Source organism: Paramagnetospirillum magneticum AMB-1 (assembly GCF_000009985.1).
Classification (GTDB): Bacteria; Pseudomonadota; Alphaproteobacteria; order Rhodospirillales; family Magnetospirillaceae; genus Phaeospirillum; species Phaeospirillum magneticum.
This window is the reverse complement of record NC_007626.1, coordinates 3,060,831-3,086,753: the sequence shown is the minus strand read 5'-3', so window position 1 is coordinate 3,086,753 and position 25,923 is coordinate 3,060,831. Positions and strand designations below refer to the sequence as shown.

General features: G+C 67.1%; 29 protein-coding genes and 1 tRNA gene. 17 read left to right on the top strand and 13 right to left on the bottom strand.

Translation table 11 applies throughout. The annotated features are described in order from the left end of the window. Positions 1-14: 14 nt before the first annotated feature. From AMB_RS14535 to AMB_RS14525, 3 genes are read left to right on the top strand one after another with little or no spacing between them, the layout of a single operon-like run. Complete coding sequence (locus AMB_RS14535; RefSeq protein ID WP_011385264.1) at positions 15-1,304, top strand: MFS transporter; 1,290 nt, start codon at positions 15-17, stop codon at positions 1,302-1,304. Further along, a complete protein-coding gene (locus AMB_RS14530; protein WP_011385263.1) occupies positions 1,301-1,768 on the top strand; it encodes a MaoC family dehydratase in 468 nt (155 codons plus the stop codon). The genes AMB_RS14535 and AMB_RS14530 overlap by 4 nt, the downstream gene beginning before the upstream one ends. A gap of 34 nt (positions 1,769-1,802) precedes the next feature. Beyond that, positions 1,803-2,564 carry a polysaccharide deacetylase family protein gene (locus tag AMB_RS14525; protein ID WP_158303973.1) on the top strand — a complete coding sequence of 254 codons (762 nt, stop codon included), beginning with the start codon at positions 1,803-1,805 and terminating at the stop codon, positions 2,562-2,564. On the opposite strand, the gene AMB_RS14520 is transcribed toward AMB_RS14525, so the two are convergent. Next, on the bottom strand, positions 2,525-3,364 hold the full coding sequence (locus AMB_RS14520; protein WP_231848851.1) for a glycoside hydrolase family 25 protein: 840 nt from the start codon (positions 3,362-3,364) through the stop codon (positions 2,525-2,527). The genes AMB_RS14525 and AMB_RS14520 overlap by 40 nt on opposite strands. Continuing rightward, complete coding sequence (locus AMB_RS14515; RefSeq protein WP_011385260.1) at positions 3,361-3,930, bottom strand: Panacea domain-containing protein; 570 nt, start codon at positions 3,928-3,930, stop codon at positions 3,361-3,363. The genes AMB_RS14520 and AMB_RS14515 overlap by 4 nt, the downstream gene beginning before the upstream one ends. Positions 3,931-3,999: 69 nt before the next feature. On the opposite strand from AMB_RS14515, the gene AMB_RS14510 reads away from it, so the two are divergent. From AMB_RS14510 to AMB_RS14490, 5 genes are read left to right on the top strand one after another with little or no spacing between them, the layout of a single operon-like run. Beyond that, entirely contained in the window at positions 4,000-4,461 is a 462-nt protein-coding gene (locus AMB_RS14510) for a (2Fe-2S)-binding protein (RefSeq protein WP_011385259.1), read from the top strand. Beyond that, the gene (locus AMB_RS14505; protein ID WP_011385258.1) at positions 4,461-5,246 is read left to right on the top strand and encodes an FAD binding domain-containing protein; all 786 of its coding nucleotides are present in this window, start codon (positions 4,461-4,463) and stop codon (positions 5,244-5,246) included. The genes AMB_RS14510 and AMB_RS14505 overlap by 1 nt, the downstream gene beginning before the upstream one ends. After that, positions 5,243-5,812 carry a nucleotidyltransferase family protein gene (locus AMB_RS14500; protein WP_011385257.1) on the top strand — a complete coding sequence of 190 codons (570 nt, stop codon included), beginning with the start codon at positions 5,243-5,245 and terminating at the stop codon, positions 5,810-5,812. Before AMB_RS14505 ends, AMB_RS14500 begins: the two co-directional genes overlap by 4 nt. Further along, positions 5,809-7,011: an aminotransferase class V-fold PLP-dependent enzyme gene (locus tag AMB_RS14495; RefSeq protein WP_011385256.1), complete on the top strand. Its 1,203-nt coding sequence runs from the start codon at positions 5,809-5,811 to the stop codon at positions 7,009-7,011. Before AMB_RS14500 ends, AMB_RS14495 begins: the two co-directional genes overlap by 4 nt. Next, complete coding sequence (locus AMB_RS14490; protein WP_011385255.1) at positions 7,008-7,409, top strand: iron-sulfur cluster assembly scaffold protein; 402 nt, start codon at positions 7,008-7,010, stop codon at positions 7,407-7,409. Before AMB_RS14495 ends, AMB_RS14490 begins: the two co-directional genes overlap by 4 nt. On the opposite strand, the gene AMB_RS14485 is transcribed toward AMB_RS14490, so the two are convergent. Then, positions 7,410-8,888 (bottom strand): hypothetical protein, encoded by a 1,479-nt coding sequence (locus tag AMB_RS14485; RefSeq protein WP_148207423.1) that lies wholly within the window; start codon positions 8,886-8,888, stop codon positions 7,410-7,412. A gap of 270 nt (positions 8,889-9,158) precedes the next feature. Between AMB_RS14485 and AMB_RS14480 the strand changes: the two genes are divergently transcribed. After that, positions 9,159-10,841, top strand: a complete 1,683-nt coding sequence (locus tag AMB_RS14480; protein ID WP_011385253.1) for a sensor histidine kinase — start codon at positions 9,159-9,161, stop codon at positions 10,839-10,841. 24 nt (positions 10,842-10,865) lie between these two features. Here AMB_RS14480 and AMB_RS14475 read toward each other — a convergent pair whose 3' ends face one another. Next, positions 10,866-11,555: a fumarylacetoacetate hydrolase family protein gene (locus AMB_RS14475; protein WP_043744625.1), complete on the bottom strand. Its 690-nt coding sequence runs from the start codon at positions 11,553-11,555 to the stop codon at positions 10,866-10,868. Between the two features lie 266 nt (positions 11,556-11,821). On the opposite strand from AMB_RS14475, the gene AMB_RS14470 reads away from it, so the two are divergent. The 7 genes from AMB_RS14470 to AMB_RS14440 all read left to right on the top strand — a co-directional run bounded on the left by AMB_RS14470 (position 11,822) and on the right by AMB_RS14440 (position 18,947). Beyond that, positions 11,822-13,018 carry an ABC transporter substrate-binding protein gene (locus AMB_RS14470; protein ID WP_043746703.1) on the top strand — a complete coding sequence of 399 codons (1,197 nt, stop codon included), beginning with the start codon at positions 11,822-11,824 and terminating at the stop codon, positions 13,016-13,018. A gap of 119 nt (positions 13,019-13,137) precedes the next feature. Beyond that, entirely contained in the window at positions 13,138-13,998 is an 861-nt protein-coding gene (locus AMB_RS14465; RefSeq protein WP_011385250.1) for a branched-chain amino acid ABC transporter permease, read from the top strand. Further along, positions 13,995-14,984 (top strand): branched-chain amino acid ABC transporter permease, encoded by a 990-nt coding sequence (locus AMB_RS14460; protein ID WP_011385249.1) that lies wholly within the window; start codon positions 13,995-13,997, stop codon positions 14,982-14,984. Before AMB_RS14465 ends, AMB_RS14460 begins: the two co-directional genes overlap by 4 nt. Next, positions 14,981-15,745, top strand: coding sequence for an ABC transporter ATP-binding protein (locus AMB_RS14455; protein ID WP_011385248.1), 765 nt, complete (start codon positions 14,981-14,983; stop codon positions 15,743-15,745). Before AMB_RS14460 ends, AMB_RS14455 begins: the two co-directional genes overlap by 4 nt. Continuing rightward, the gene (locus AMB_RS14450) at positions 15,745-16,455 is read left to right on the top strand and encodes an ABC transporter ATP-binding protein (RefSeq protein ID WP_011385247.1); all 711 of its coding nucleotides are present in this window, start codon (positions 15,745-15,747) and stop codon (positions 16,453-16,455) included. The genes AMB_RS14455 and AMB_RS14450 overlap by 1 nt, the downstream gene beginning before the upstream one ends. A gap of 47 nt (positions 16,456-16,502) precedes the next feature. Further along, complete coding sequence (locus AMB_RS14445) at positions 16,503-18,089, top strand: benzoate-CoA ligase family protein (protein WP_011385246.1); 1,587 nt, start codon at positions 16,503-16,505, stop codon at positions 18,087-18,089. 99 nt (positions 18,090-18,188) lie between these two features. Then, on the top strand, positions 18,189-18,947 hold the full coding sequence (locus AMB_RS14440; protein WP_011385245.1) for a hypothetical protein: 759 nt from the start codon (positions 18,189-18,191) through the stop codon (positions 18,945-18,947). 257 nt (positions 18,948-19,204) lie between these two features. On the opposite strand, the gene AMB_RS14435 is transcribed toward AMB_RS14440, so the two are convergent. From AMB_RS14435 to AMB_RS14405, 7 genes are all read right to left on the bottom strand, one after another. Continuing rightward, the gene (locus tag AMB_RS14435) at positions 19,205-19,411 is read right to left on the bottom strand and encodes a hypothetical protein (protein WP_011385244.1); all 207 of its coding nucleotides are present in this window, start codon (positions 19,409-19,411) and stop codon (positions 19,205-19,207) included. 1 nt (position 19,412) lies between these two features. Further along, positions 19,413-20,120, bottom strand: a complete 708-nt coding sequence (gene lexA, locus AMB_RS14430) for a transcriptional repressor LexA (protein ID WP_011385243.1) — start codon at positions 20,118-20,120, stop codon at positions 19,413-19,415. A 159-nt stretch (positions 20,121-20,279) separates the two neighbouring features. After that, entirely contained in the window at positions 20,280-21,482 is a 1,203-nt protein-coding gene (gene glp / locus AMB_RS14425; RefSeq protein ID WP_011385242.1) for a molybdopterin molybdotransferase MoeA, read from the bottom strand. Then, entirely contained in the window at positions 21,479-21,976 is a 498-nt protein-coding gene (gene moaC / locus AMB_RS14420) for a cyclic pyranopterin monophosphate synthase MoaC (RefSeq protein WP_011385241.1), read from the bottom strand. Before moaC ends, glp begins: the two co-directional genes overlap by 4 nt. Then, positions 21,976-22,791: an indole-3-glycerol phosphate synthase TrpC gene (gene trpC, locus AMB_RS14415; RefSeq protein WP_011385240.1), complete on the bottom strand. Its 816-nt coding sequence runs from the start codon at positions 22,789-22,791 to the stop codon at positions 21,976-21,978. Before trpC ends, moaC begins: the two co-directional genes overlap by 1 nt. 5 nt (positions 22,792-22,796) lie before the next feature. Beyond that, positions 22,797-23,837, bottom strand: a complete 1,041-nt coding sequence (gene trpD, locus AMB_RS14410) for an anthranilate phosphoribosyltransferase (protein ID WP_011385239.1) — start codon at positions 23,835-23,837, stop codon at positions 22,797-22,799. Then, positions 23,837-24,427, bottom strand: a complete 591-nt coding sequence (locus AMB_RS14405; RefSeq protein WP_011385238.1) for an anthranilate synthase component II — start codon at positions 24,425-24,427, stop codon at positions 23,837-23,839. The genes trpD and AMB_RS14405 overlap by 1 nt, the downstream gene beginning before the upstream one ends. 134 nt (positions 24,428-24,561) lie before the next feature. On the opposite strand from AMB_RS14405, the gene AMB_RS14400 reads away from it, so the two are divergent. Further along, positions 24,562-25,173 (top strand): formyltransferase family protein, encoded by a 612-nt coding sequence (locus AMB_RS14400; protein WP_011385237.1) that lies wholly within the window; start codon positions 24,562-24,564, stop codon positions 25,171-25,173. An 11-nt stretch (positions 25,174-25,184) separates the two neighbouring features. Here AMB_RS14400 and AMB_RS14395 read toward each other — a convergent pair. After that, positions 25,185-25,259 (bottom strand) — tRNA-Val (locus AMB_RS14395). Between the two features lie 82 nt (positions 25,260-25,341). Then, positions 25,342-25,923 carry a TIGR00730 family Rossman fold protein gene (locus AMB_RS14390; protein ID WP_011385236.1) on the bottom strand — a complete coding sequence of 194 codons (582 nt, stop codon included), beginning with the start codon at positions 25,921-25,923 and terminating at the stop codon, positions 25,342-25,344.

The window sequence follows — 25,923 nt, the reverse complement described above, 5'->3', positions numbered from 1 at the left end:
TCGGAGGGCGCCCCATGTCCGAGACCGCCAGCCAGCCCCGTCGGCCCCGCGTCCACTATGGTTGGATCGCCGCCGGCCTGACCTTCGTCACCTTGCTGGTGGCGGCGGGCATCCGCTCGGCGCCCGGCGTGATGATGGTGCCGGTGGAAGCCGAATTCGGCTGGAGCCGCGCCACCATCTCGTTCGCCGTCTCGGTCAATCTGGTGCTTTACGGCCTGATGGCGCCGTTCGCGGCCGCCGTCATGGACCGCATCGGCATCCGCCGCACCATGGCGCTGGCCCTGGCCGTCCTGGCGCTGGGCGTGGCGGCCACCACCTTGATGCGCACCCCGTGGCACATGGTGCTGCTGTGGGGCATCGTGGTGGGCGGCGGCTCGGGCACTATCGCCCTGGTGCTGGGCGCCACGGTGGTGACCCGCTGGTTCGACGCCTATCGCGGCACGGTGATGGGGTTGCTCTCGGCGGCCACCGCCACGGGACAGCTGATCTTCCTGCCCCAGATGGCCATGCTGGTGGAGCATTGGGGCTGGCGCGAGGCGGTGCTGCTGATCGCCGCCGCTGCGGCGGTTTTCGCCCCGGTCATCTGGCTGTTCATGCGCGACCGCCCCGCCGATCTCGGCCTGTGGCCGGTGGGCGCCACCAGCGCCCCGCCGCCTGCCATCCGGGCGGGCAATCCGGCGGTGGCGGCCATCGTGGCCCTGAGGGACGGCATGCGGTCCAGGGATTTCTGGCTGCTGGCCGGTACGTTCTTCGTCTGCGGCCTGTCCACCAACGGCTTGATCGGCACCCACCTGATCTCGGCCTGTTTCGATCACGGCATTCCCGAGGTCAAGGCGGCCGGGCTGCTGGCCGCCATGGGGATCTTCGACATCCTCGGCACCACCGCCTCGGGCTGGCTGTCGGATCGCTGGGACTCGCGCAAGCTGCTGTTCTGGTATTACGGCCTGCGCGGATTATCGCTGATCTTCCTGGATCTGGCCTTCGGTCCCGACGTGTTCGGGCTGTGGCTGTTCGCCGTGTTCTACGGCCTGGACTGGATCGCCACCGTGCCGCCCACCGTCAAGCTGACCACCCAGGCCTTCGGCCGCGAACGGGCCGGCGTGATGTTCGGCTGGATCTTCGCCGCCCATCAGCTGGGGGCGGCCACCGCCGCCTTCGCCGCCGGGGTGATCCGCACCGATCTGGGCGATTACTGGCTGGCCTTCGTGCTGTCGGGGCTGGCCTGTCTGGTGGCGGCGGCCATGTCGCTGATGATCGGGCGCAAGCTGGGGCCGCAGCCGGTGGCGGAAGGAGCGGCGGCATGACCCATTATCTCGAGGACCTGGTGCCCGGGCGGGTGTTCTCGTCGCCCTCCTACGAAGTGACGGTGGACGACATCAAGGGCTTTGCTGCCGCCTGGGACCCCCAGCATTTCCATCTGGACGAGGTCAGCGCCAAGGACTCGTTCTTCGCCGGACTGGCGGCCTCGGGCTGGCACACGGCGGCGGCCACCATGCGCCTGATGGTGACCAGCGAGCTGAACCTGCCGCTGGGAATCATCGGCAGCGGGCTGGAGAGTCTGAAATGGCACCGGCCGGTCCGCCCCGGCGATGTGCTGAGCCTGCGCATCGAAGTGGTGGAAACCCGCGAGATGCGCTCCAAGCCAGGCCTGGGGCTGGCCCGTTTCCGGGTCGAGACCCTGGATGCCGAGAGGCTGGCGGTGCAGACCCTGGAGACACAGCTGGTGGTGCCGAGCCGGGCGGGGGCTGGACAAGCGGCGGCAAAGTGATCAGCCTTTCCCGATCGTCAATTCGGGGGTGATCATGCGGCGTTTTGTCATGGCCTTGTGTCTGGTGCTGGTTCCCGAGGCCGCGCTGGCCTGGCCCAGCTGGCTGTCCTTCGGGACCGAGCCCAAGGCCGTGGCCCCCCGCTCACGCCCGCCGGGTCTGGATTTCGGCGACAAGAGCAAGGCGGGCGATTGCGCCATCACCTTCGATGACGGGCCGGGGCCGCATACCGGCGTGCTGCTGGAATTGCTGGCGACCCACAAGGTCAAGGCGACCTTTTTCGTGCTGGGCCAGCATGCCCGGGCCTATCCGGACCTGATCCGCCGCATGCTGGCCGAGGGCCACGAGGTGGAAAACCACTCCTGGGACCATCCCGACATGCGCAAGCTGGACGAGGCTGCCCGGCGCAAGGAGATCGAGGACACCATGGCCCAGCTGAAGAGCCTGGGGGCCGACCCCCATTTCTTCCGCCCGCCCTATGGGGCCTATGACCCGGCCCTGGTGGAACTGGCCCGCAAGGAGGGGCTGGAGGTGGTGCTGTGGTCGCGTGACAGCGAGGACTGGCGCTATCACTCGGTCAGTGCCATCGAAGGCAACATCCTGCCGGCGGGCCAGGGGGCGCACGGCATCTTTCTGTTCCACGACATCCACGACAGCACCATCGCCGCCATGGGCGGCGTGCTGGACGATCTGGGCGCCCACGGCTGCCGCTTTGTGACCATGGGGCAGTACCGGATTGCGGCGGCGGTTTCGCCGGATCAGGCCCCGACCCGGCCCACCGAGCCCCACCAGCGGTAGAGCTCGTCCCGATTTCCGGCGAAGACCGAGCGGTCGCAGCGCTCGATCCCGCGAACCTCGCGCGAGCGGTCGCGGAACGGGCCGCCGGTCCGGGCGTCGTCGCCGGCATATTGCCACAGGCGCCAGCCCCGGCCGTCCCAGGCGCGGGGCAATTCCGGCTCGTAGCGGTAATCGGCCAACCAAAGGTCACAGGCGGCCAGGGCCGTTCCCGGCATGACGGCACCGCCCAGCGAGGCGCTTCCCTTGGCGCTGGGCAGGGTGTCGCCGTCGGCCCAGGCGGGATGGCAGTACAGCAGCGGCAGCCGTCCGGTGGTGGCGGCGATCTCGCGCACGAAATCCTCGGCGGCGTCGATCTGCATGGTGTTGCCCGGCGCCCGCTCGTTCAGCTCCAGGTCCAGCACCAGCAGGGTGGCCGGGTCGGGACGGGCGGCGGCCAGGAACATCTGGGCCTGGGCGCGGCCGGGATGCTGGCGGGTACCGAAATGGTAGGCGCCCCACAACAGACCGGCATCCATGGCGCCCGCCCGGCGCTCCTCGTAGCGGGGGTCCTGCCAGTCGCCCTCGCTGGCCTTGTGGATCACCGCCAGCACGCCGCTGCCATCGCGGGCGGCGGTGAAGCTTTTCACCCCATTGGCGTGGTGCAGGTCGATGACGGCGTTGAGCCCGGCCAGGGCCGGCTCGTCCACCACGCCCGGCGTAGCCTTGGCGCGCGGCGGGCGGGCGGGGCGGGCCGGTTCGCCGGCGCAGGCGGCCAGGCCTAAAGCGAGGCTGCCGGCCAGGAATCCTCGGCGCTGCATCATTCGTCCTTCTTGGCGGGAGCGGCCTTGGGCTTCCAGGCGGCGACGGTGACCGCCTTGCCGCTCTGCGAGCGCATCATGCGGGGCTTCATCACCTGATCGATGGAATCCACCGCCGAGGCGGGGCGGTTGCGGGCGGCGGCTTCCTCGGAATAGTACTTCACCATGTCGGCGAAGGGGATTTCCTCGTTCTGGCCCTTGGCCATGGCCAGCGCCACCGGGGCATGCTCGGCGATCTTCTTGGTCAGCTGGTCGGCGGTGTAGGGGCCGTAGCGCCGCCAGATGCCGTCGAGGAAGTGACTGACCTGCTCGCTCAGCATGTTGCCCTCGATCATGGTCGGGCGGCCATAGGCGAAGGCGTGGAACACCGTCGGCTCGACGGGGCCGAAGGCGTCGGTGACGAAGGTGGCGGGCATCAGCTTGCGGCCGTGATAGGCCACGGCGAAATAGGCCTGCGCCAGATAGAGCAGGCGATGCAGCTTCTGCGGCTGGATGTACTCGCGATCATTCAGGGCCTGATCGGAGATCCAGAACACCACGTCGAGGCATGATTTAACGGCTATGGGCATCGGGACCGGTTTCCTTGCAACGGCGCCGATGATAGCGTCGTCCGGAGCGCAAATCAAAGGAGCGAGCCCATGCGTGTCGCGTTCACCCTGAACGGCCGCGAGGTGGAGGCCGAGGTGGAGCCCAACACCTTGCTGGTGGCGCTGCTGCGCGAGGGCTTCGGCCTGACGGGGACCCATGTGGGCTGCGACACCGGCCAGTGCGGCGCCTGCACCGTTCACCTGGACGGCCGCGCCGTCAAATCCTGCCTGATCCTGGCCGCCCAGGCCGACGGGCGCAGCGTTCTGACCATCGAGGGCGTCGCCGAGGGCGGGACCCTTCACCCGCTGCAGGCGGCGTTCCGCGACCGTCATGCCTTGCAATGCGGTTTCTGCACGCCCGGCATGGTGATGAGCGGTCTGGATCTGGTCGCCCATCTGGACAGCCCCGACGAGGCGGCCATCCGCCACGGCCTGGACGGCAATCTGTGCCGCTGCACCGGCTATCGCCCCATCGTCGAGGCCATCGCCCAGACCATCGGGGAGAAGGGCTGATGTTTCCCTTCGACTATCTCCGCCCCCAAAGCGTCGCCGAGGCCGTCTGTGCCCATGATGGCGAGGAGCGGCGCTATCTGGCGGGAGGCCAGAGCCTGCTGGCGGCGCTCAAGCTGCGCCTGGCCCAGCCCTCCGCCCTGATCGACATCGCCCGCCTGCCGGAACTGGCCGGCATCCATGCCGAGGCCGGGCGGCTGGTGGTGGGGGCGGCGGTGCCCCATGCCCAATTGGCGGCGCGGTCCACCATTCCCGCTTTGGCGCAGCTCGCCGGCTCCATCGGCGATCTGCAGGTGCGCAATATGGGCACCTTGGGCGGTGCCCTGGCCAATGCCGACCCGGCCAGCGATCATGCCGCCGGGGTGCTGGGCCTGGGCGCCGAGATCCGCACCGACCGGCGGGTCATCGCCGCCGCCGACTTCTTTCTCGGCATGTTCGAGACGGCGCTGGAGCCGGGGGAACTGATCGTCTCGGTCAGCTATCCCCTGCCGCGCCGCGCGTCCTATGCCAAGGTGCGCAATCCCGCCTCGGGCTATCCCGTGGTGGGGGTGCTGGTCGCCGAGACGGACGACGGCATCCGGGTGGCGGTGACCGGGGCGGCATCCTGCCCCTTCCGCCTGACGGAATTCGAGATGGCGCTGGCCGGGGACTTTTCCCCCGCCGCCCTCGAGGGCCTGACGGTGCCGGTGGACGATCTCAGCCGCGACCTGCATGCCAGCGCCGAGTACCGTGCCGCTCTAATTCCCGTGCTGGCCCGCCGCGCCCTGGCCCAGGGAGGCGGGGAATGAGCCTGGCCGGGCTGGTGCTGGCGGCGGGACGGGCCAGCCGCATGGGCGGCGACAAGCGCCTGATGCGGGTCCAGGGGCGGACCATGCTGGAAACGGCTCTGGCCGCGGCTTTGGACGGGGGCCTGGGACCGGTGCTGGTGGTCACCGGGCCGGAGGCCCAGCCCGAATTTCCGCCCGGCGTGGGGCGGGTGGTCAATGCCGATCCCGCCGAGGGGATGGCGTCGTCCCTGGCGGCGGGGGTGGTGGCTTTGCCGGAGGGGGTGGACGGCGTCATGGTGCTGCTGGCCGACATGCCGAGGGTGAGTGCCGCCCATGTGGCGGCCCTGGCCGCCGCCTTCCGGCCCGACGGCATCTGCGTGCCGGTGTTCCAGGGACGGCGGGGTAATCCCGTGCTGCTGTCGCGGCGCTTCTTCGCCGCCATGCGGGCCTTGACCGGCGACAAGGGCGCCCGGGGGCTGATCGCCCAGCATGCCGAGGCGGTGATCGAGGTGCCCATGGCCGATGACGGCATTCTGATCGATGTGGACACGCCCGAAAGCTTGCGGGCGTTGGGAGGAGAGGGATGAGCCAATCCATGCGCGAGGCCTTTCCCGCCCTGTCGCGTCCGGGATTCCATTACCTGGACAACGCCGCCATGGCCCAGCTTCCCGGACTGGTCTCCGAGGCCGTCGCCAGCTTCAATCGCGTCGCCCGTTCCAACGTCCGGCGGGGCCTGCACGAATCGGCGCAACGCGCCGATGCGGCCTATGACGGCGCCCGTGAAGCCGTGGGCCGCTTCCTCAACGCACCGGCCGAGGAGGTTGTGTTCACCGGCGGCTGCACCCTGGCGCTGAACCTGGCGGCCTGGGGGCTGGGGCGAACTTTGGGGCCGGGCGACGAGGTGGTGGTCAGCCGCCTGGAGCATCATTCCGCCTGCCTGCCCTGGATGGCCCTGGCCAAGGAGCGGGGATTCACGCTGCGCTGGTTGCCGGTCACGCCCGAGGGACGGCTGGATCTCGGCGATCCGGGCGCGGTGATCTCGTCCCGCTGCAAGGTGGTGGCGGTGACCCACGCCTCCAATGTCACCGGCGCCATCAGCGATCTGCCCCGGCTGGCCGAGGCGGCCCATGCGGTGGGGGCCAGACTGGTGGTGGACGGTGCCCAGATGGTGCCTCACGGTCGGGTCGATCCCCGCGCCCTGGGCGCCGATCTCTATGCCTTCGCCGGGCACAAGGCCTATGGCCCCACCGGCGTCGGGGTGCTGTGGGGGCGGGCCGAGGTGCTGGACGGCATGGCGCCGCTGGTGATGGGCGGCGGCATGGTCGGCGCGGTGGACGATGACGGCTTCACCTGGGGAGAGGTGCCCCACCGTTTCGAGGCGGGCACCCCGCCGGTGGCCCAGGCGGTCGGTCTGGCCGCCGCATTGGACTGGATGAGCGGCCTCGACTGGCAGGCGGTGCATCAGCAGGAATCGGCGCTGACCTGGCACCTGCTGGATGGGCTGCGCGCCATGGAGGGTGTGCGGATCGTCGGGCCGCTGGGCCTGGAGGCCCGCGTGCCGGTGGTGTCGTTCACGGTGGACGGTTGTCATCCCCACGATCTGGCCCATCTGCTGGCCGAGCGCGGCGTGGCGGTGCGTGGTGGCGCCCATTGCGCCCGGCCGCTGATGAGCGTCCTGGGGCTGGAGGAGGGGACCGTCCGGGCCTCGCTGGCGCCCTATTCCGACCGATCGGACGTGGAGGCGCTGCTGCAAGGGCTGGCCGAGGCGGTCAAGGTGCTGCGATGAGCGACGATCTCTACGGCCAGGGCCTCAAGGATCTGGCGGGGCGGGAGCCGGCGGCGGTTGCCGGTCCCGATGCCAGCGCCAGCCTCGACAACCCCTTGTGCGGCGATCGGATCGATCTCGACCTCAAGGTGGAGGAGGGGCGGGTCGCGGCATTCGGCCATCGGATCAAGGGCTGCCTGCTGTGCAAGGCCGCCGCCGGCCTGGCGGCGGAGCAGGCGGTGGGGCTGGATGCCGGGCAGGCGCAACACCTGCTGGCTCAGCTCTCCGGCCTGCTGAAGACGGGGGCGGAACCGGCCGTTCCCGCCCTGGCGGTCTTTCTGCCGGTACGGCCGCACAAAAGCCGCCATGGTTGCGTCCTACTGCCGTTCAAGGCCCTGGTCAAGGCGCTGGGGGGCTGATCAGACCGTGATGCCGATGCTGGCCAGGGTCTTGGTCAGCAGCATCATCTTGCGCTCCTTCTCCTCGCCCGAGGCCGTGCCGAGATAGTCGGTGAGGAAACCAGGATCACGCAGGTAGGTGTTCAGCAACTGGCGCACGGCATCCATGGTCGCTCCGTCGATGAAGGTTCCCTTGCGGGACAGGTCCAGCAGGGTCAGAACCTTCTGGGCCGGGCCGCCGCCCTTCTTGTCGATCTGTTCGAACAGGCGGGAGTTCTTCAGCAGCTGGGCCTGGGCCGCCTCCATCTGAGCCATGAACGCGGCCTTGTCCGCGTCGGGCAGCCATGAGGCCTTGATGGCGCGGTGGATGCCGGCCAGGGTCTGCATCTTGGGCACCGGCGGCTCCTGGCCGGAGACGACGCGGGGGACGAAGTCCTTGTCGCTGAAATAGTGATCGATGAAGGTCTTCAGCGTGGCGCGATTGCCCTGGCCGACCGCCACCGTGGTCAACTGCATCAGGAAGGCGTAGCGGTCCGCCAGCACCTTGCGCTCGCGCAGCAGGTCGGTGACCCCCTCCTTGTTGAGGTGGCGGGCCTGACGCCGCTCGAGCGAGATCAGCGCCTTGCCGCCGCCGATCAGGGTGTTTCCCGTCCACATGCGCCGGAACAGGTCGAACAGGGCGGAGATCTCGATTTCGGGTTCGGCCGAGCGCAGCGGCATCTTGTTGGCCAGGGTGCGCAGCAGGGAATATTCCACCGAAGCCTTGCAATTGGGGGCAGAGCCATCGGCGATCATGGCGGCCAGGTCTTCCACCAGCGCATGGGCGGTGTCGCGCTGCTTCCACTCGCCCTTCCACAGATCGGCGAGATCGTTGCAGCGTTCTTCGAGGGTTTCGCACAGGCCCAGCATCTGATCGAGGGCCGGGTCGCTCTTCAAACATTCGGACAGGACCTGCTCGATATAGCGGTTCTCGTCCTTGCCCTTGGTGAGATGGAACATCTTCACCAGGACGGCAACCTTGTCCTTCCACACCTTATGAGAGAAAAGAATCTCGGTCAGAACGCGGTTAGCCGCGTAATCCTTTTCGGTCGGGCTGCCCTTCAGGCCGGCGCAATAGGCGGAAAAGCCTTCGGGGGGGACGGCGGGCGGCGGCTTGTCCTTTTCGTCGTCCCACAGCTTCTTCATGCCGGCGCTGATCAGGGTGTTGAGGTCGCGCAGGCGCTGGGCCGCGCTTCCCCCCTTCAACTTGGCCTGGAGGGTGGCGATCTTGTCGACGGCGTTCATCATTGTGCGGCCGGCGTCGTTCAGCCTTTTCTGATACTTGGCCGAAAACACCAGCTCGGTCGGCGTGATGATCAGGGATTCCGTGAAATTGGTCAGAAAACGGCCAATCAGATCCCGCGAACCAGGGGAGAAAAAATCCTCGACCTTGGTGCAGTAGGCCCCCTCAAGCAGGGCTTCCGGAGCGGCTTCGAGATCGTCTTTGGTGGGTATTGCCATTGAATGATTATCCGCTGCCCGTTTCCTCGCCCTCGCCCCCGACATCATTATCGTTGGGGTCATCCAGCATCAAATGATTTTTGCAGGCGACCAAGATGCGATCGTATGATTACTTACGCGGTGGTGCCGTCAGAGTAGGGGTGCGTGGGAACGGTTGTTGTCAACGGCGGATTTAGCGTTGCAATGGTATGGGAACGTCTGGGCAAGCCTATTGGCTTGAGGTAAGGTGATTTCTCTGCGCTGTTGCCCTTCTGGGGAGGGAGGACAAAGGTGGCAAGCGTCGCTATGGATTACAACAGGTTCAAGGCCTCTCGCTGGCGGTTGGTGGCGTTGCTGCTGTTCGTCAATGCGTCCGTGCTGGGCTTGGCCTGGATTTCCCTCGATGCCAGCTACCGGCAATACCAGGACCGCGCCGCGGTTTCGTCGCGCAACACCAACCGCCTAGTCTCGCAGAGCATTGCTGGCGACATCGGTCAGATCGATCTGGCCCTGCGCAGTGCCAGCGACGAGGTGACGCGTGTCTACCGGTCCGGCGGCGCTATTGCCGGCCCGGAGATGACCGGCTTCCTCGCCCGGCTGCAAAGCCGCCTGAAGATGGCGGACGGCCTTCGGTTCACCAATGCGGCCGGCGTGGTGATCGCCAGTGCCGACATGTCCGGATATGGGACCGATATCGGTGACCGCGAGTATTTCCTCGCCCATCGCGACAATCCGGGATTCGGCCTGGCCATCTCGCCGCCGACTCTGGGTCGCATCAGCAACAAATGGGTGCTGATCTTCGCGAGGCGTCTGGAATACGCTGATGGCAGCTTCGCCGGCATCGTCTTTGCCCCGGTGACCATTTCCTGGTTCGAGCAGAAATTCAACAATCTCGAGGTGGGGCCGCAGGGCACGGTGGTCATGCGCGGCGACGCCTCGCGCAATTTCGATCTGCTGGCCCGCTTTCCCCATGCGGGCTATGTGGGGCAGACCACGGTCTCCAACACCTTCCGCGAGCGGATCACCGCCAACCCGCAAGGGGGGACCTACGAGGCCTCGGCGGGCGCCGACAATATCCGGCGGACCTTCTCGTACCAGCCCATCGCCAATTACCCCCTGATCACCCTGGTGGGCATGGCCACCGAGGATTACCTGGGCGAATGGCGCAAGGAGGGCATCAAGGTGATCGTCCTGGCCGGCGCCTTCATCATCGTCACCACATTGGGCGGATTCGGCATGTTGCGCAGTTGGCGCACCTTGGAACTGCAGACCGATGAACTGGCGCGGTCCAATGCCGATCTCGAGCAGTTCGCCTACGTGGCGTCCCACGACCTGCAGACGCCGCTGCGCAACATCGCCAGCTATGCGCAATTGCTGGCACGGCGCTACGAGGGGCGGCTGGACAAGGATGCCGACGAGTTCATCGGCTACATCGTCGGCGGCGCCAAGCACATGTCGTCGATGATTCCCGATCTTCTCGACTATGCCCGCGTTTCGCGCTCGCCGCCGGAATTCGTGCCGGTGGATCTCAATGCGGTGGTCAAATCGGTGCTGACCAATCTCGGCCCGGATCTGCAGGCTTCGGGCGCCACCGTCACCATGGACGCGCTTCCCGTGGTTCTGGCCGAGGCGCGGCAGGCGGAAAGCCTGTTCCAGAACCTGCTGGAAAACGCGCTGATCTACCGCAAGCCCGATGCGCCCCCGCAGATCGAGATCAAGGCCACGCTGGAGCCCAAGGGGCTGTGGCTCATCTCGGTCCGCGACAACGGCATCGGCATCGAGCCGGCCTATTTCGAGAAGATCTTCGTCATCTTCCAGCGGCTGGAACCGGCCCGCTTCCCCGGTGGAACCGGCATCGGCCTGGCGCTGTGCCGCCGCATCGTGCACCGGTTCGGCGGCTCCATCTGGGTGGAGTCCGAACCCCAGAAAGGCACCACCTTCAACTTCACGCTCCGCCCCAGCACGGGAAGCTGAGGCGGAGGCCGCAGCGACGGCGGCTCAGCGTTCCGGGGTGATGTGGACCTCGAGTTCACCCACGCCCTCGATGGCGCCCCGCAGGACATCACCGGCCACCACCGGGCCGACACCCTCGGGAGTGCCGGTGAAGATCAGGTCGCCCGCCCCCAGGTGGTAGTACTGGGACAGATGGGCGATCACCTCGGGCACCGACCAGATCATCTCGTTGAGATCGCCGCTTTGGCGGATCTGGCCGTTGACTTCCAGCGTGATGCTGCCGGCAAGCTTGGGCGCGTCGGCGCGGACCAGGGGGGAGATGGGAGCGGAGAATTCGAACGCCTTGCCCAGGCACCACGGCCGCCCCTTGTCGCGGGCGGCGAACTGCAGGTCGCGCCGCGTCATGTCCAGGCCCACGGCATAGCCGAAGATGGCGGTGCTCGCCTCGTCGGGCGTGCACTTGTAGACGGAACGCGACAGCGCCACCACCAGTTCGATCTCGTGATGCAGGTTGGCCGTGCCGGGCGGATAGGGAATATCGCCGCCGCCGGGGACCAGCGCATCGGCCGGCTTGGTGAAATAGAACGGCGCTTCCCGGTTGGGGTCGCCGCCCATCTCGCGGGCGTGGCCGGCATAGTTGCGCCCGACGCAAAACACCCGGCGGACCGGGTAAAGCGCCGCTTCCCCCTTGACGGCGACGGCGGGTAGGGCAAGCTCGAACAGATGGGTGGTCACGGCTGGAGGCTCCTTGGTTCCGATCCGGTGCGGCGAATGGTGAACCGCTCGCCGCCCAAGATCAACACCCCAGCCGGGGGCGCGATTGCATTCCAACGAAATGCGCATTAGGATGCCGATTTAGGTGGATCCGTATCCGATGCGATGTCGCCCGTTCCGGTGGAGCGGAAAGGGCGGGGAGGGGAACTTCCGGCCGGGACTGCCGGGTTCCTTCAACGAGACAACGGAACGGGCCGAAAGTGCCTGAATGCCTGGGAGGTATGGTCATGGAAGATTGCAAGGGATTTTCCCGCCGCGCGGTATTGCGGGCGGGCGCCGTCGTGGCTGCCGGCGCGGGGGGCTTCGTGCCGACCCGTTTCGCCATCGGCAACACCGCCAAGGTCAAGGTCGGCTTTCTGCTGCCTTATTCCGGCACCTATGCCGGCCTGGGCGAGGCCATCACCAACGGCTTCAAGCTGGCGCTGGAAGAGCGCGGCGGCAAACTGGGCGGACGCGACGTTCAGTTCATCGCCGTGGATGACGAGTCCAACCCAGCCAAGGGGCCGGAGAACACCAACAAGCTGGTGACCGGCGAGACCGTGGATTTCGTGGTGGGACCGGTCCATTCGGGCGTGGCCCTGGGCATGGTCAAGGTGGTGCGCGAGACCGGCACCATCGCCGTCATCGCCAATGCCGGGGCGGGTGCCGCCACCGGGCCGCTGTGCGCGCCCAATATCTTCCGCACCTCGTTCACCAACTGGCAGACCGCTTTCCCCATGGGCAAGGTCGCCGTCGACCGCGGCATGAAGAACGTGGTCACCATGTCGTGGAAATACGCGGCGGGCGAGGAGGCGGTCAACGGCTTCGAGCAGGGCTTCACCAAGGCGGGCGGCAAGGTCGCCAAGCAGATCCTGGTGCCCTTCCCGCAGGAGGAATTCCAGGCCAACCTGACGGAGATCGCCTCGCTGAAGCCCGATGGCGTCTTCGTCTTCTTCGCCGGGTCCGGGGCGCTGAAGTTCGTCAAGGATTACGCGGCGGCGGGTCTCAAATCCATTCCGCTGATGGGGCCGGGCTTCCTCACCGATGGCGTGCTGAAGGCGCAGGGCGACGCCGCCGAGGGCGTCCTGACCACTCTTCATTACGCCGATGCGCTGGATACGCCGGAAAATACCTCGTTCCGCGCCGCCTATCGCAAGGCCTTCTCCAAGGAGGCCGATGTCTACGCGGTGCAGGGCTATGATTCCGCCCAGTTGCTGTTCCAGGGCATGGGAGCGGTCAAGGGCGATGCCGGCGCCAAGGCCGAACTGATCGCCGCCATGGAAAAGGCGGTGATCAAGAGCCCGCGTGGCACCTTCACCCTGTCCAAGGCCCATAACCCGGTGCAGGACATCTACCTGCGCCAGGTCAAGGGCGGCCAGGAAGTGGTGGTCGGCGTGGCGGACAAGGCCCTGGCCGATCCGGCCATCGGCTGCAAGATGGGCTGATCGTTCGAGACGGCCGCCCCGCGGAGGTGGAGGCCGCTGCCCGCCGGACCCTTGGTGCCGGTGGGGGCGGGCTTCGCGGGGCGGTGAACTCGACTCGACGCGCGCGGTCTGGAGCCACGATGGATTTCTGGTTTTTCCTGATTCAGGTGCTGAACGGCGTCCAATACGGGCTGCTGCTGTTCCTGGTCGCCTCCGGGCTGACCCTGATCTTCGGCATCATGGGCATCATCAATCTGGCCCATGGCGCCTTCTACATGCTGGGCGCCTATCTGGCCTATTGGCTGGCCCGGACCACCGGCAGCCTCGGTGCGGCGGTGCTGCTGTCGCTGCCCATCGCCGCCGCCATCGGCTATGGCATCGAGGCCCTGCTGGTTCGCACCCTGTATCGCCGCGACCATCTGGATCAGGTGCTGCTGACCTATGGTCTGATCCTGATCTTCAACGAGGCCACCCGCATGATCTGGGGGGCCGATGTGCACGGCGTGGCGGTGCCCGCCGCGCTCAACTGGTCCATCCGGCTGACCGACACTCTGTCCTATCCCGTCTACCGCCTGATGCTGTCGGGGGTCTGCGCCGTGCTGGCCGTCGGCATGTATTTGGTCATTACCCGGACCCGCTTCGGCATGTGGGTGCGGGCCGGGGCCTCCAATCGCGACATGGTGGCGGCGCTGGGCATCAACGTGAAGCTGCTGTTCGGCGTGGTGTTCGCCCTGGGCGCCGCCCTGGCCGGACTGGCCGGAGCCATCTCGACGCCCATCACCTCGGTGGCGCCGGGCATGGGGGATTCCGTGTTGATCCTGTGCTTCGTGGTGGTGGTGATCGGCGGCGTCGGCTCCATCAAGGGCGCCTTTCTCGGCGCCATGCTGATCGGTCTGGCCGACACCTTCGGCAAGGTCTTCGCCCCCGATTTCGCCAGTTTCACCGTCTATGGCGTGATGGCGGCGGTGCTATTGTGGAAGCCCCGGGGGCTGTTCTCATGAACCGTCTTCCCCGCCGGCTTTCCCTGCTTCTCCTGGTGCTGCTGGCGGCCCTGGCGCTGTTCCCGGCCTGGGGGCCGCTGGCCTTTTCCGCCAAATACGCCTTCCTGCTGCAAAAGCTGACCGGCATCATGATCCTGGCCATCCTGGCCATGAGCCTCGACCTGCTGGTGGGCGTGGCCGGGCTGGTCAGCCTGGGGCACGCGGCGTTCTTCGGCCTGGGCGGCTACATGCTGGCCCTGCTGAGCCCGCAATACGAGGCGGCCAATGCCTGGGTGGTGCTGCCCGCCGCCATGGGGGCGGTGGCGGCGGTCTCGGCGGTGGTGGGCTTTCTGGCCATCCGCACCGCCGGCATCTACTTCATCATGGTCACCCTGGCCTTCGGGCAGATGGGCTATTATTTCTTCAATGATTCCAAGCTGGCCGGCGGCTCGGACGGGGCCTACATCTACGTCAAGCCGAATGTGGAGGCCTTCGGGATCACCCTGGTCAACCTGGAGAGCAAGCAGGCCTTCTTCTTCGTGGTCCTGGGCTGCCTGGTGGCGGTTTATCTGTGGCTTCGCGTGGTGCTGGCCTCGCCCTTCGGCCGGGTGCTGGCCGCCATCGGCGTCAACGAGGGGCGGGTGCGCGGCCTGGGCTTCAATCCCATGGTCTACAAGCTGGTGGCCTTCGCCCTGGCAGGAGCCCTGGCCGGTCTGGCGGGCTTTCTGGCGGCCACCCAGTACGGCTTCGTCAGCCCCGCCATGCTGGGCTGGCATCAATCGGGCCATGTGCTGGTGATGGTCATCCTGGGCGGCATGGGCACCCTGTTCGGCCCGGTGCTGGGGGCCTTCATCCTGGAACTGGCCCATTTCGGCCTGGAAGCGGTGACCGAGCATTGGCTGCTGCCCATGGGCGTGCTGGTGATCACCATCGTGCTCGCCCTGCCCAAGGGCGTGGCGGGGTTGTTGCTGCAATGGTGCGGCAAGAAAGGGGAGGGGGAGCCATGAGCGTCTCTCCCTTTCTGTTCGAGACCAAGGGCCTGACCAAGGCCTTCGGCGGCCTGATCGCGGTGAATTCGGTGTCCATCGGTTTTCGGGAGCGCGAGGCCCACGCCATCATCGGCCCCAACGGCGCCGGCAAGAGCACCTTCGTCAACCTGCTGACCGGGCACCTGCCGGCCTCGGGCGGGCACGTGATGTTCCGGGGCGCCGACATCACCCGGCTACCGGCCCACCGGGTGGCGCGCCTCGGCATCGGGCGCTCGTACCAGAAGACCAACATCTTCCCCAGCTTCACCTGCTTCGAGAATTGCCGTCTGGCGGCCCAGTCGCTGCTGACCACCTCGCTGCGCTTCCTGCGTCCCGCCACCGCCTACCGGGAGGTTTCCGCCAGGGCGTCCGAGGCGCTGGAGCGGGCCGGGCTGGACTCAAAGGCCGGGCGCATGGCCGGCACCATGTCCTATGGCGAGCAGCGTCAGCTGGAGATCGCCATGGTGCTGGCCACCGCGCCCCAGGTCCTGGTGCTCGACGAGCCGCTGGCCGGCATGGGCAAGGAGGAATCCGAGGGCATGGTCGGCCTGCTGCGGGATCTGGCCGAGACCTACACCCTGATCCTCATCGAGCATGACATGGATGCCGTCTTCGCCATCGCCAGGGTCCTGTCGGTGATGGTCAACGGCAGCTTGCTGGAAAGCGGGCCCTTAGAGCAGATCCGCGCCAGCAAGGCGGTTCAGGACGCCTATCTCGGCGACGGGGCGGAGGCATATTGATGGAAAACGTCCTCGACGCCTCGGGCCTGCACACCTATTACGGCGCCAGCCATATCCTGCACGGCGTGGATTTCCGCGTGGGGCGGGGTGAGACGGTGGCGCTGATGGGCCGCAACGGCATGGGCAAGTCCACCCTGCTGAAAAGCCTGCTGGGCATCGTCAGCCCGCGCCGGGGCAAGGTCGTCGTGCGCGGCCGCGACGTCACCGGCCTGGAGACTTCGGCGGTGATCCGTCACGGTATCGCCTATGTCCCCGAGGGACGCGGCATGTTCCATAACCTTTCCGTGCGGGAGCATCTGGTGATGGCGGCGCGCAAGGGATGGGACGGACGGGCCGACTGGACCTATGAGCGGGTGCTGGAGACTTTCCCCCGTCTGGCCGAGCGGCTGGACAACATGGGCACCCATCTCTCGGGTGGCGAGCAGCAGATGCTGTCCATCGGCCGGGCGCTGATGACCAATCCCGATCTTCTGATCCTGGACGAGGCCACCGAGGGCCTGGCGCCGCTGATCCGCCGGGAAATCTGGCGGGTGGTGCGCCACGTCAAGGACACCGGCATCGCCACCATCGTGGTCGACAAGAATGTGGGGGTCCTGCTGGACCTCGCCGACCGTCACGTCATCCTCGTCAAGGGCGAGGTGGTGTTCGACGGCGGCCCACAGCAACTGAAAAGCGATTCGAGCATACTCGAACGACATATCGGGCTCTGACCGGCAAAGCAGTCGCCAACCCGCTTAAGGAGGAAGGAGTTTACGTCATGACGTCCCTCAACGCCTCGTCCGAGCATGCGCTCGACATTCCGCGCGACTATAACGCCGCGACCTGGTTCATCGATCGCCACATCAAGGACGGCCGGTCCGCCAAGGTCGCCTTCATCGATGCCGACGGCAGCCACACCTACGCCCAACTGGGCGAGAAGGTGAACCGGGCGGGCAACGCGCTGAAATCCCTGGGGCTCCACATGGAGAACCGGATCGCCATGATCATGCTCGACACCGTGGACTTTCCCTCGGTGTTCTGGGGCGCCATCAAGGCCGGCATCGTGCCCATCCCGCTGAACACCCTGCTGACCACCGGCGATTACGGCTACATGCTGTCGGATTCCCGCGCCCGCGTCCTGGTGATCAGCGAGGAACTGTTCGACAAGGTCGAGCCCATCCTCCCCGATCTGCCCTTGCTGGAGCACGTGGTCATCTCGGGCAAGAACGCCCATGGCCACACGCTGCTGTCCGACATGATGGCGGCGGCCGAGCCCAAGCTGAAGACCGCCGAGACCACCCGCGACGACGTGGCCTTCTGGCTTTATTCCTCGGGCTCCACCGGGGCGCCCAAGGGGGCGGTCCACCTGCAGCGCGACCTGCCGGCCACCGCCGTGCATTACGGTCAGCAGGTGCTGGGCATCACCGAGGACGACGTCACCTTCTCGGCGGCCAAGCTGTTCTTCGCCTACGGCCTGGGCAACGGCATGACCTTCTCGCTGCATGTGGGCGCCACCTCGGTGCTGCTCAAGGATCGTCCCACCCCCGAGGCGGTGATGAAGATCCTCAAGGACCACCAGCCCACCATCTTCTACGGCGTGCCCACCCTGTACGGCACCATCCTGGCCGATCCCCAGTACAGGCGGGAGACCGCGTCGACCCGCCTGCGCGCCTGCGTCTCGGCCGGCGAGGCCCTGCCCGAGGATGTGGGCCGCCGCTGGGAGGAGCGCTTCGGCGCCGCCATCCTGGACGGCCTGGGCTCCACCGAGATGCTGCACATCTTCCTGTCCAACCGCCATGGCGAGGTCCGCTACGGCACCTCGGGCAAGGCGGTGCCGGGCTACGACCTCAAGATCGTCGCCGATGACGGCCACGAACTGCCCCAGGGCGAGATGGGCGAGCTGGTGGTGCGCGGCCCCTCCTCGGCCACCGCCTATTGGAACCAGCGCGAGAAGTCGCTGAAGACCTTCCGCGGCGAATGGACCCATACCGGCGACAAGTACTTTGTCGATGATGACGGCTATTACCGCTACGCCGGGCGCGGCGACGACATGCTGAAGGTCGGCGGCATCTGGGTGTCGCCCTTCGAGGTGGAGGCCGCCCTGATCTCCCACGAAATGGTGCTGGAAGCCGCCGTGGTGGGTGAGGCCGATTCGGAAGGTCTGGTCAAGCCCAAGGCCTTCGTGGTGCTGGCCCCCGGCGAGACCGGCTCGGAGGTGCTGAAAGAGCAGCTTCAGGCCTATGTCAAAGCCAAGCTGGCGCCCTACAAGTATCCCCGCTGGATCGAATTCGTCGAGGCGCTCCCCAAGACCGCCACCGGCAAGATCCAGCGCTTCAAGCTGCGCGGCTCGCTGTCGCAGATGTAGTGCCGGCATGATCGAGGGAGTGTCACGCGACACTCCCTCGACATTCTCCGTTCACCGGCCCACACTGATCGCTCTTCAATCGCAGGTCGGGGGCTCTCCATGCGTAAGCTGCTTATTGGTGCCGGTGTTCTGGTGACGGTGGTCATCGGTGCGGCGGTGTTCCTGCTGTCGTCGCTGGATACCATCGTCAAGAAGGTCATCGAGGACGTGGGTTCGCAGGTGACCGGGGTGAAGGTCTCGGTGGGGGCGGTGAAGATCTCCCTGTCCGAGGGCAAGGGCTCCATCTCTGGCCTGACCGTGGCCAATCCGCCCGGCTTCTCCTCCGATCCGGCCATCCGCCTGGGGGAAATCGCCCTGGCGCTGGATACCGGCTCGCTCAACAAGAATCCGGTGGTGGTCAAGGACATCACCGTGGCCTCGCCTTTCGTGGCCTATGAGATGGCTTCGGGCGGCAGCAATATCGACGTCATCCAGAAGAACGTGAAGGCCTTCACCGCCAAGCAGGCCGGCGCCAAGGCGGAACCCGCCAAGCCCGCCTCCAAGGACAAGGACGAGGAGAAGAAGCTGGTGATCGAGCGCCTAGCCATCACCGGCGGTCAGGTCAAGCTGGCGGCGGGCGGCATCCCCGGCGCCGAGGGCACCGCCAAGCTGGCCGACATCGTGCTCACCAATATCGGCAAGGATTCGGGCGGCGCCTCGTCGGCCCAGGTGGCCCAGAAGGTGATGGATTCCCTGGTCAACGGCGCGCTGAAATCGGCCACCAGCTTCGGCAATCTGCTGGGTGGCGTCGGCGACAAGGCCAAGGCCCTGGTCCCCGGCGACGCCGGCAATGCGGTCAAGGGCCTGTTCGGCAAGTAGGATCGGCTGCGGACAAAGCCCCCCGGATCAAATGGTCCGGGGGGCTTTGCATTTCTCGAACAACCGAAGGGGATCAAAGGGCCTCAGGCCCTTTGCGGGCGTGGGCTGAGCCCACAGGAGTGCATCAGCTTCAAGCTGCAGCACTCCAGGATTCTGTATATATACGAAAAAGCTCCGCTTTTTCAGGGCTCAAGCGCCGCTCGGGCTTAAGAGTTTTTCGACTTTCCGATTCAGCTTCAGTGCGAAAAACTCTGAAGTTACCCCAGCACCACCTGATCGGCGCCCCAGCGGCGGGCGATGGGGCTGGCCAGCCGGGACCATTCATCAAAGCGGCGCCGCGCATCGGCTTCGGCCTTGGAGCGCGACAGGCGGGTCAGGTAGGTGACGCTCATCTCGGCGCGGCCGTCCTCGGCCAGGGTGCCGTCGGCGGCGAAGCCGAAGCGAAGCGGGCGAGAGCTTCCCATTTCAGTACCTCCGGAGCAGGCCGACCAGCCGACCCTGGACCTTGACCCGGTCGGGGGGCAGGACGCGGGTCTCGTAGGCCTTGTTGGCGGGTTCCAGGGCCACCGACGTGCCCTTGCGGCGCAGGCGCTTCAAGGTGACCTCGGTATCGTCCACCAGGGCGACCACGATGGTGCCGGTCTCGGCGCTGTCGCACGAGCGGATCACCACGGTGTCGCCGTCGTTGATGCCGGCTTCGATCATGGAATCGCCGTCCACGGTCAGGGCGTAGTGGTTGCCGCTGCCCAGCATGGAGGCGGGAATATCGACGGAGTTGGAGTGATCGCGCAGCGCCTCGATGGGCGTGCCGGCGGCGATCTTGCCGTAAAGGGGCAAGGTGACGGAATCGGACGGACCGGCCACCGGCGCCCCGGCCAGTTGCGACGCGGCGAATCCGCCCTTGATCACGTTGGGGGCGAAGGCCTTGGCCGGCGGCGGCAGGGTCTGGTCGTTGCGGTTTTCCGGCAGGCGGACCACTTCCAGGGCGCGGGCGCGGTGGGCGAGGCGGCGGATGAAGCCGCGTTCCTCCAGCCCGGTGATCAGGCGATGGATACCCGACTTGGACTTGAGATCCAGCGCGTCCTTCATCTCGTCGAACGAGGGGGAGATGCCGGTGGCGCGAAGCCGTTCGTCGATGAACATCAACAGTTCGTATTGCTTGCGGGTCAGCATCGCGGTTTCCCCCTGCGTGAGTCTGTTCCGGGAACAAAGAACAAACCATCTGCTTTTGTTCTATTCGTGTTCCCTGGTGTGGTCAAGCGGATTTTTCACGGATGATTCCGTTTTGTTTCCCTTGGGATAGGCGGGGGGGCGGGCGGCGCGCCCGCGCCTCTACAGGGTGGCGGGCAGGGGGATGACCTGCACCATGTCGCCCATCTGGGCGGTCGGGGCATGGGGGGCGCGCACCACCAGGCAGGTGGCGCGGGCCAGGCCGGACATCACGGCGCTGTCCTGCTGCTCGAAGGGCAGGGCCACCACCAGACCGTCGTCGGTACGTTCCAGGGTGCCGCGCATGAACTCCATCCGCTCGTCATTGGGTGGCAGGTCGCGGCCCAGCAGCGCATTGATGGCCTGAGTGACGGTGGACCGTCCGGTCAGCGCCCGGATGGCCGGTTCCAGGAAGATGATGGCGCAAACCATGGCCGAGACCGGATTGCCCGGCAGGCCGAGAACGGGAACGCCTTTCATGTCGCCGAACATCAGCGGCTTGCCCGGCCGCATGGCGACCTTGTAGAAGCCGAGATTCATGCCGGCATCCTTCAGGGCATCCTGCACCAGATCGTAATCGCCCACCGAGGCTCCGCCGGTGGTGACCAGCATGTCGGCGCCGGCGGCGGCCCTGATCATGGAATCCAGCGATTCCCGGGTGTCTCTGGCGATGCCGAGATGGATGGCCTCGGCCCCCAGCGCGGTGACCATGGCGGCCAGACCCGGCCCGTTGGAGCCGACGATCTGGGCGGGTCCCGGCTGGTCGCCGGGCAGGACGATCTCGTCGCCGGTGGACAGGATGGCGATGCGGGGCTTCCTGCGCACCAGCAGGTTGGGAACATTCATGGCCGCCGCCAGACCGATGGTGCGGCCGCCCATGATGGTTCCCGCCGGAATCAGCATGTCGCCGATGCTGAAGTCGAGACCCGCCGGACGCACATGGCGTCCCGAGGGGGCGCCGGTCAGGATCTCTACCCGGTCGCCATCCCGGCGGGTGTTCTCCTGCATGATGACCACGTCGGCGCCCTCGGGCACCGGCGCGCCGGTAAAGATGCGGATGCACTGCCCCGGCTGGACCGTGCCGGCGAAGGCCGCCCCGGCGGCGGACTGGCCGACGACGTCCAGCCTGCGCGGCACCTGGGCCAGATCCTCGGCGCGGGCGGCATAGCCGTCCATGGCCGACACCGCCACCGGCGGGTGAGAGACCCGGGCCGTCAGATCCTCGGCCAGGATGCGTCCCGTGGCCTGAGACAGGGCGATCACCTCGGTTCCCACCGGCTTGATGCCGGCCAGCAGGGATTCGCGCGCAACCTCGACGGAGATCATTCCTTGGCCTCGTAGATGCCGGATTTGCCGCCAGATTTGTGAATCAGGCGGATGTTCTCGATGCGCATGGCCTTGTCCACCGCCTTGCACATGTCGTAGACGGTCAGCGCCGCCACCGAGACGGCGGTCAGGGCCTCCATCTCGACGCCGGTGCGTCCCACCAGCTTGCAGGTGGCTTCGATATGGACGGCACAGGCCTGGGGATCAAGGCTGAGCTCGACTCCCACCGAGGACAGGGCCAGCGGATGGCACAGCGGAATCAGCTCGGGGGTGCGCTTGGCTCCCATGATGCCGGCCAGTTGGGCGACGCTCAGCACGTCGCCCTTCTTCATGCCGCGCCCGGCGATCAGCGCCAGGGTCGCGGGGGCCATGACCACCGAACCGCGGGCCACCGCCACGCGGGCGGTCTCGGCCTTGGCCGAGACGTCAACCATGACGGCATTGCCGTCGCCGTCGAAATGGGTAAGCCCATCTCCGCTCGCGGGGGCGCCCATCAGGTGGCCGGACCGGCGCCGGCCAGCAGCACCTTGACCGCCTGCTCCACGTCGGGGCGGCGCATCAGGGCCTCGCCGATCAGGAAGCGCTTGACGCCCACCGCCGCCATGCGGCGCAGATCGCCGGGGCCTTCCAGGCCGCTTTCCGACACCACCACCTTGCCGGCGGGGATCAGCGGGACCAGACGCTCGGTGGTGGCGAGGTCGGTCTTCATGATCCTGAGGTCGCGGTTGTTGATGCCGATCAGGGGAGACTTGAGCTTCAGCGCCCGCTCCAGCTCGGCCTCGTCATGGACTTCGATCAGCACGTCCATGCCGTAGCCCAGGGCGATGTCCTCCATCTGGCTGAGCTCGGCATCGGTCAGCGAGGCGACGATCAGCAAGATGCAGTCGGCCCCCAGGGCGCGGGCCTCGACGATCTGGTAGGGATCGACCATGAAATCCTTGCGCAGCACCGGAATGTCGCAGGCCGAACGCGCCGCGCCCAGATCGGCGTCGGTGCCCTGGAAGAACTTCTGGTCGGTCAGGACGGACAGGCAGGCGGCGCCGCCGCGCTGGTAGGCCCGCGCCAGGAATTCCGGCTTGAAGTCGGCGCGGATGATGCCGGCGGAGGGCGAGGCCTTCTTGATCTCGGTGATCAGGCCCCAGCCGATCTCGGCGACCTTGCGGTCCAGCGAGGCGGCGAAGCCGCGGGGCGGCGCCTGGTCCTGGGCACGCTTCAGCAGCTCCTGGATGGGGCGGCGGCTCTTCTGCTCGGCGACCTGCTTGCGCTTTTCGGAGCAGATGCGGTCGAGGATGGTCGGGGTGGCGTTCATGGCGTCTAGGATGTCCGGTTGGTGATGGCGATCATGCGGTGAAGGACGGCTTCGGCCTCGCCCCGATCGATGGCCTGTTCCGCCGCGCGGGCACCGTCGCCCAGAGTGTCGACCTTGCCCGCCACCACCAATGCGGCGGCGGCGTTGAGGACGACGATATCGCGATAGGCGCCCTGTTCCCCCTTGAGGAGCGCTTTCATCGCGGCGGCATTGGTGGCGGAATCGCCACCCTTGAGGTCGGCGGGAGCGGCGCGCTTCAGCCCCACTTCCTCCGGCGTCACCGAGAACAGGCGGACCTCGCCCCCCTTGTACTCGGCCACCCGGGTCGGCCCCGTGGTGGTCAGTTCGTCCAGCCCGTCGGTGCCGTGCACCACCCAGGCATGCTCGGCGCCCAGGCGGCCCAGCACGCGGGCCAGCGGCTCGACCCAGCGCTCGGCAAAGACGCCGACTACCTGGCGGGTGGTGCCGGCCGGGTTGGACAGCGGTCCCAGCAGGTTGAAGATGGTCCGGGTGCCCAGCTCGCCGCGCGGACCGGCGACGTGGCGCATGGCGTTGTGGTGGCGCGGCGCCATCAGGAAGCCGACCTTGTTCTCCCACAGGGTCTCGTGCACCAGGGCGAAATCGGCATCGATGTTGACGCCCAAGGCGGTCAGCACGTCCGAGGCGCCCGATTTGGACGATACCGCCCGGTTGCCGTGCTTGGCCACCGGCACGCCGCAGGCGGCGACCACGAAGGAGGCGGCGGTGGAGATGTTGAAGGTCCCGGCTTCATCGCCGCCGGTGCCGACGATGTCGACGGAGCCGGGCGGAGCTTCGATCTTCAGGGCCTTGGCGCGCATGATGCGGGCCGCGCCGGTGATTTCCTCCACCGTCTCGCCCCGGACGCGCAGCCCCAACAGCAGGCCGCCGATCTGGGCCGGGGTGGCGTCGCCCGACATGATGATCTCGAAGACTTCCTCGGCCTGGGTCTCGGACAGGCTGGCGCCGACGGCGACGCGGCCGAGGATTTCCTTCATCAGGGCGAGGGTAACGGGAGCGGTGCTCATCAGGCGGCCTGTCCGGTCTTGGATTTGGTGAAGTCGATGAAATTGCGCAGCATGGCGTGGCCGTGCTCGGTCTCGATGCTTTCGGGATGGAACTGCACGCCCCAGATGGGGAGTTCCTTGTGGGCGAGGCCCATGACCAGCCCGTCGGCCGTCCACGCCGAGACGTGCAGGCAGTCGGGGAAGCTCTCGCGCTCCACCACCAGCGAGTGGTAGCGGGTGGCGCGGAACGGGCTGGGCAGCCCCTGGAACACGCCGGTATCGTCGTGGGTGATGGTGTCGACCTTGCCGTGCATGGGCTTGGGGGCGCGCACCACCTTGCCGCCGAAGGCCTGGCCGATGGCCTGATGGCCCAGGCAGACGCCGAACAGCGGAATGGTGCCGGCGGCGCGCTCGATCAGCTCCAGGCAGATGCCCGCACGGTCGGGATCGCAGGGGCCGGGCGAGATGACGATGCCCTGGGGCCGCAGGCCCAGAACCTGATCGACGGTGACCGCATCGTTGCGCTTAACCACCACCTCGGCCCCCAGTTCACCCAGGTAATGCCAGAGGTTGTAGGTGAAGCTGTCGTAGTTATCGATCAGAAGGAACATCGGCGTCACGCCTGCAGGAAATCCAGGCCGGAAGAATGCAGAGGCGGCTTCGGCGCGTCAAGCTTGGCACACGCCGTTTGACGGATTCCACGGGCAGGTTAGCATGAAGGCGGAGTCCCATGGATTGACGGCCCATGCTTGATACCATTCTTTTGCTGGCGGGAGAGGCCGAACGCCCGGTTCTGGCCGGCATGCTGCGCTATGCCGCGCCGGATCTGCGGGTGGTGGAAATTGCCTCGGTGATCGATCTGCCCGTTGACCTGGCCACGGCCCGCCTGGTGGCCTTCCTGTTTCCCGAAATCGTGCCGGCCGCCGTGCTGGCGGGCTTGGGGCACGGCGCCTACAACATCCATCCCGGCCCGCCGGACTATCCCGGCTGGGCTCCGGTCAGCTTCGCACTTTATGACGGCGCCACACGGTATGGCGCCACCTTGCACGAGATGGCCGCGCGGGCGGATGACGGCACCATCTGCGACGTGGAGAGCTTTGCAATTCCCCCCGGTGCCGATCTGGCCCGCCTGTCGGAGCTGGCCTATGGCGCCAGCCTGCGCCTGTTCGAGCGCTGGCTGGAAAGTCTGGCCTCGCCTCTCGGCCTGCCGCGCCTGCCGCTTGCCTGGGGAGGGCGGCGCGGGACCCGCCAGGGCTTCGCCGACTTATGCCGCATTCCCGCCGATGCCTCGGACGAGGAACGGCTGCGCCGCATCCGGGCGTGCGGCGAGGCGGTGAAGTCGTGCGACGATGTTTGAAAGGGTGGAAATGGTGGGCGATGCAAGGATTGAACTTGCGACCCCTCCCGTGTGAAGGGAGTGCTCTCCCGCTGAGCTAATCGCCCATTTCCATTGCGGCGGAAGCATCATGCGCTCCCGAGGAGGGCCGCTTTATATGGCGCGCCGCCGGACCTGTCAAGCAGCCTTTCACGCCGTCTCGCGGTCGATGACGCGAATGGTCTCCGGCGGGCGGTAGCTGTCGAGCAGGGCAAGCAGGATGGCGGGGTCGTTGTGCACCGCCACCATCTCCCGGTGCCGGGCCTTGACGAAGCCCTCGGCGGCCATGTGATCGAGGAAGGCGTGCAGCCGCTCGAAATAGCCCGCCACGTCCAGGAAGCCCAGGGGCTTGGCGTGCAGGCCCAACTGGCCCCAGGTCCAGATCTCGAACAATTCCTCCAGCGTACCGATGCCGCCGGGCAGGGCGATGAAGGCATCGGCCAGATCGGCCATGGCCGCCTTGCGCTCGTGCATGCTGGCCACGACCCTGAGCTCGGTGAGATCAGGGTGGCCCACTTCCCATTTCAACATGGATTCGGGGATCACGCCGATCACTTGGCCACCGGCCGCCAGGGCAGCATCGGCCACCACGCCCATCAGGCCCACATTGCCGCCGCCATAGACCAGAACCTGGCCCCGTTCGGCCAGCAGGCGGCCCAATTGGGCCGCCGCCTTGGCATAAGCCGGATTGGCGCCGGAATTGGAGCCGCAGAAGACACAGACCCGCTTCAC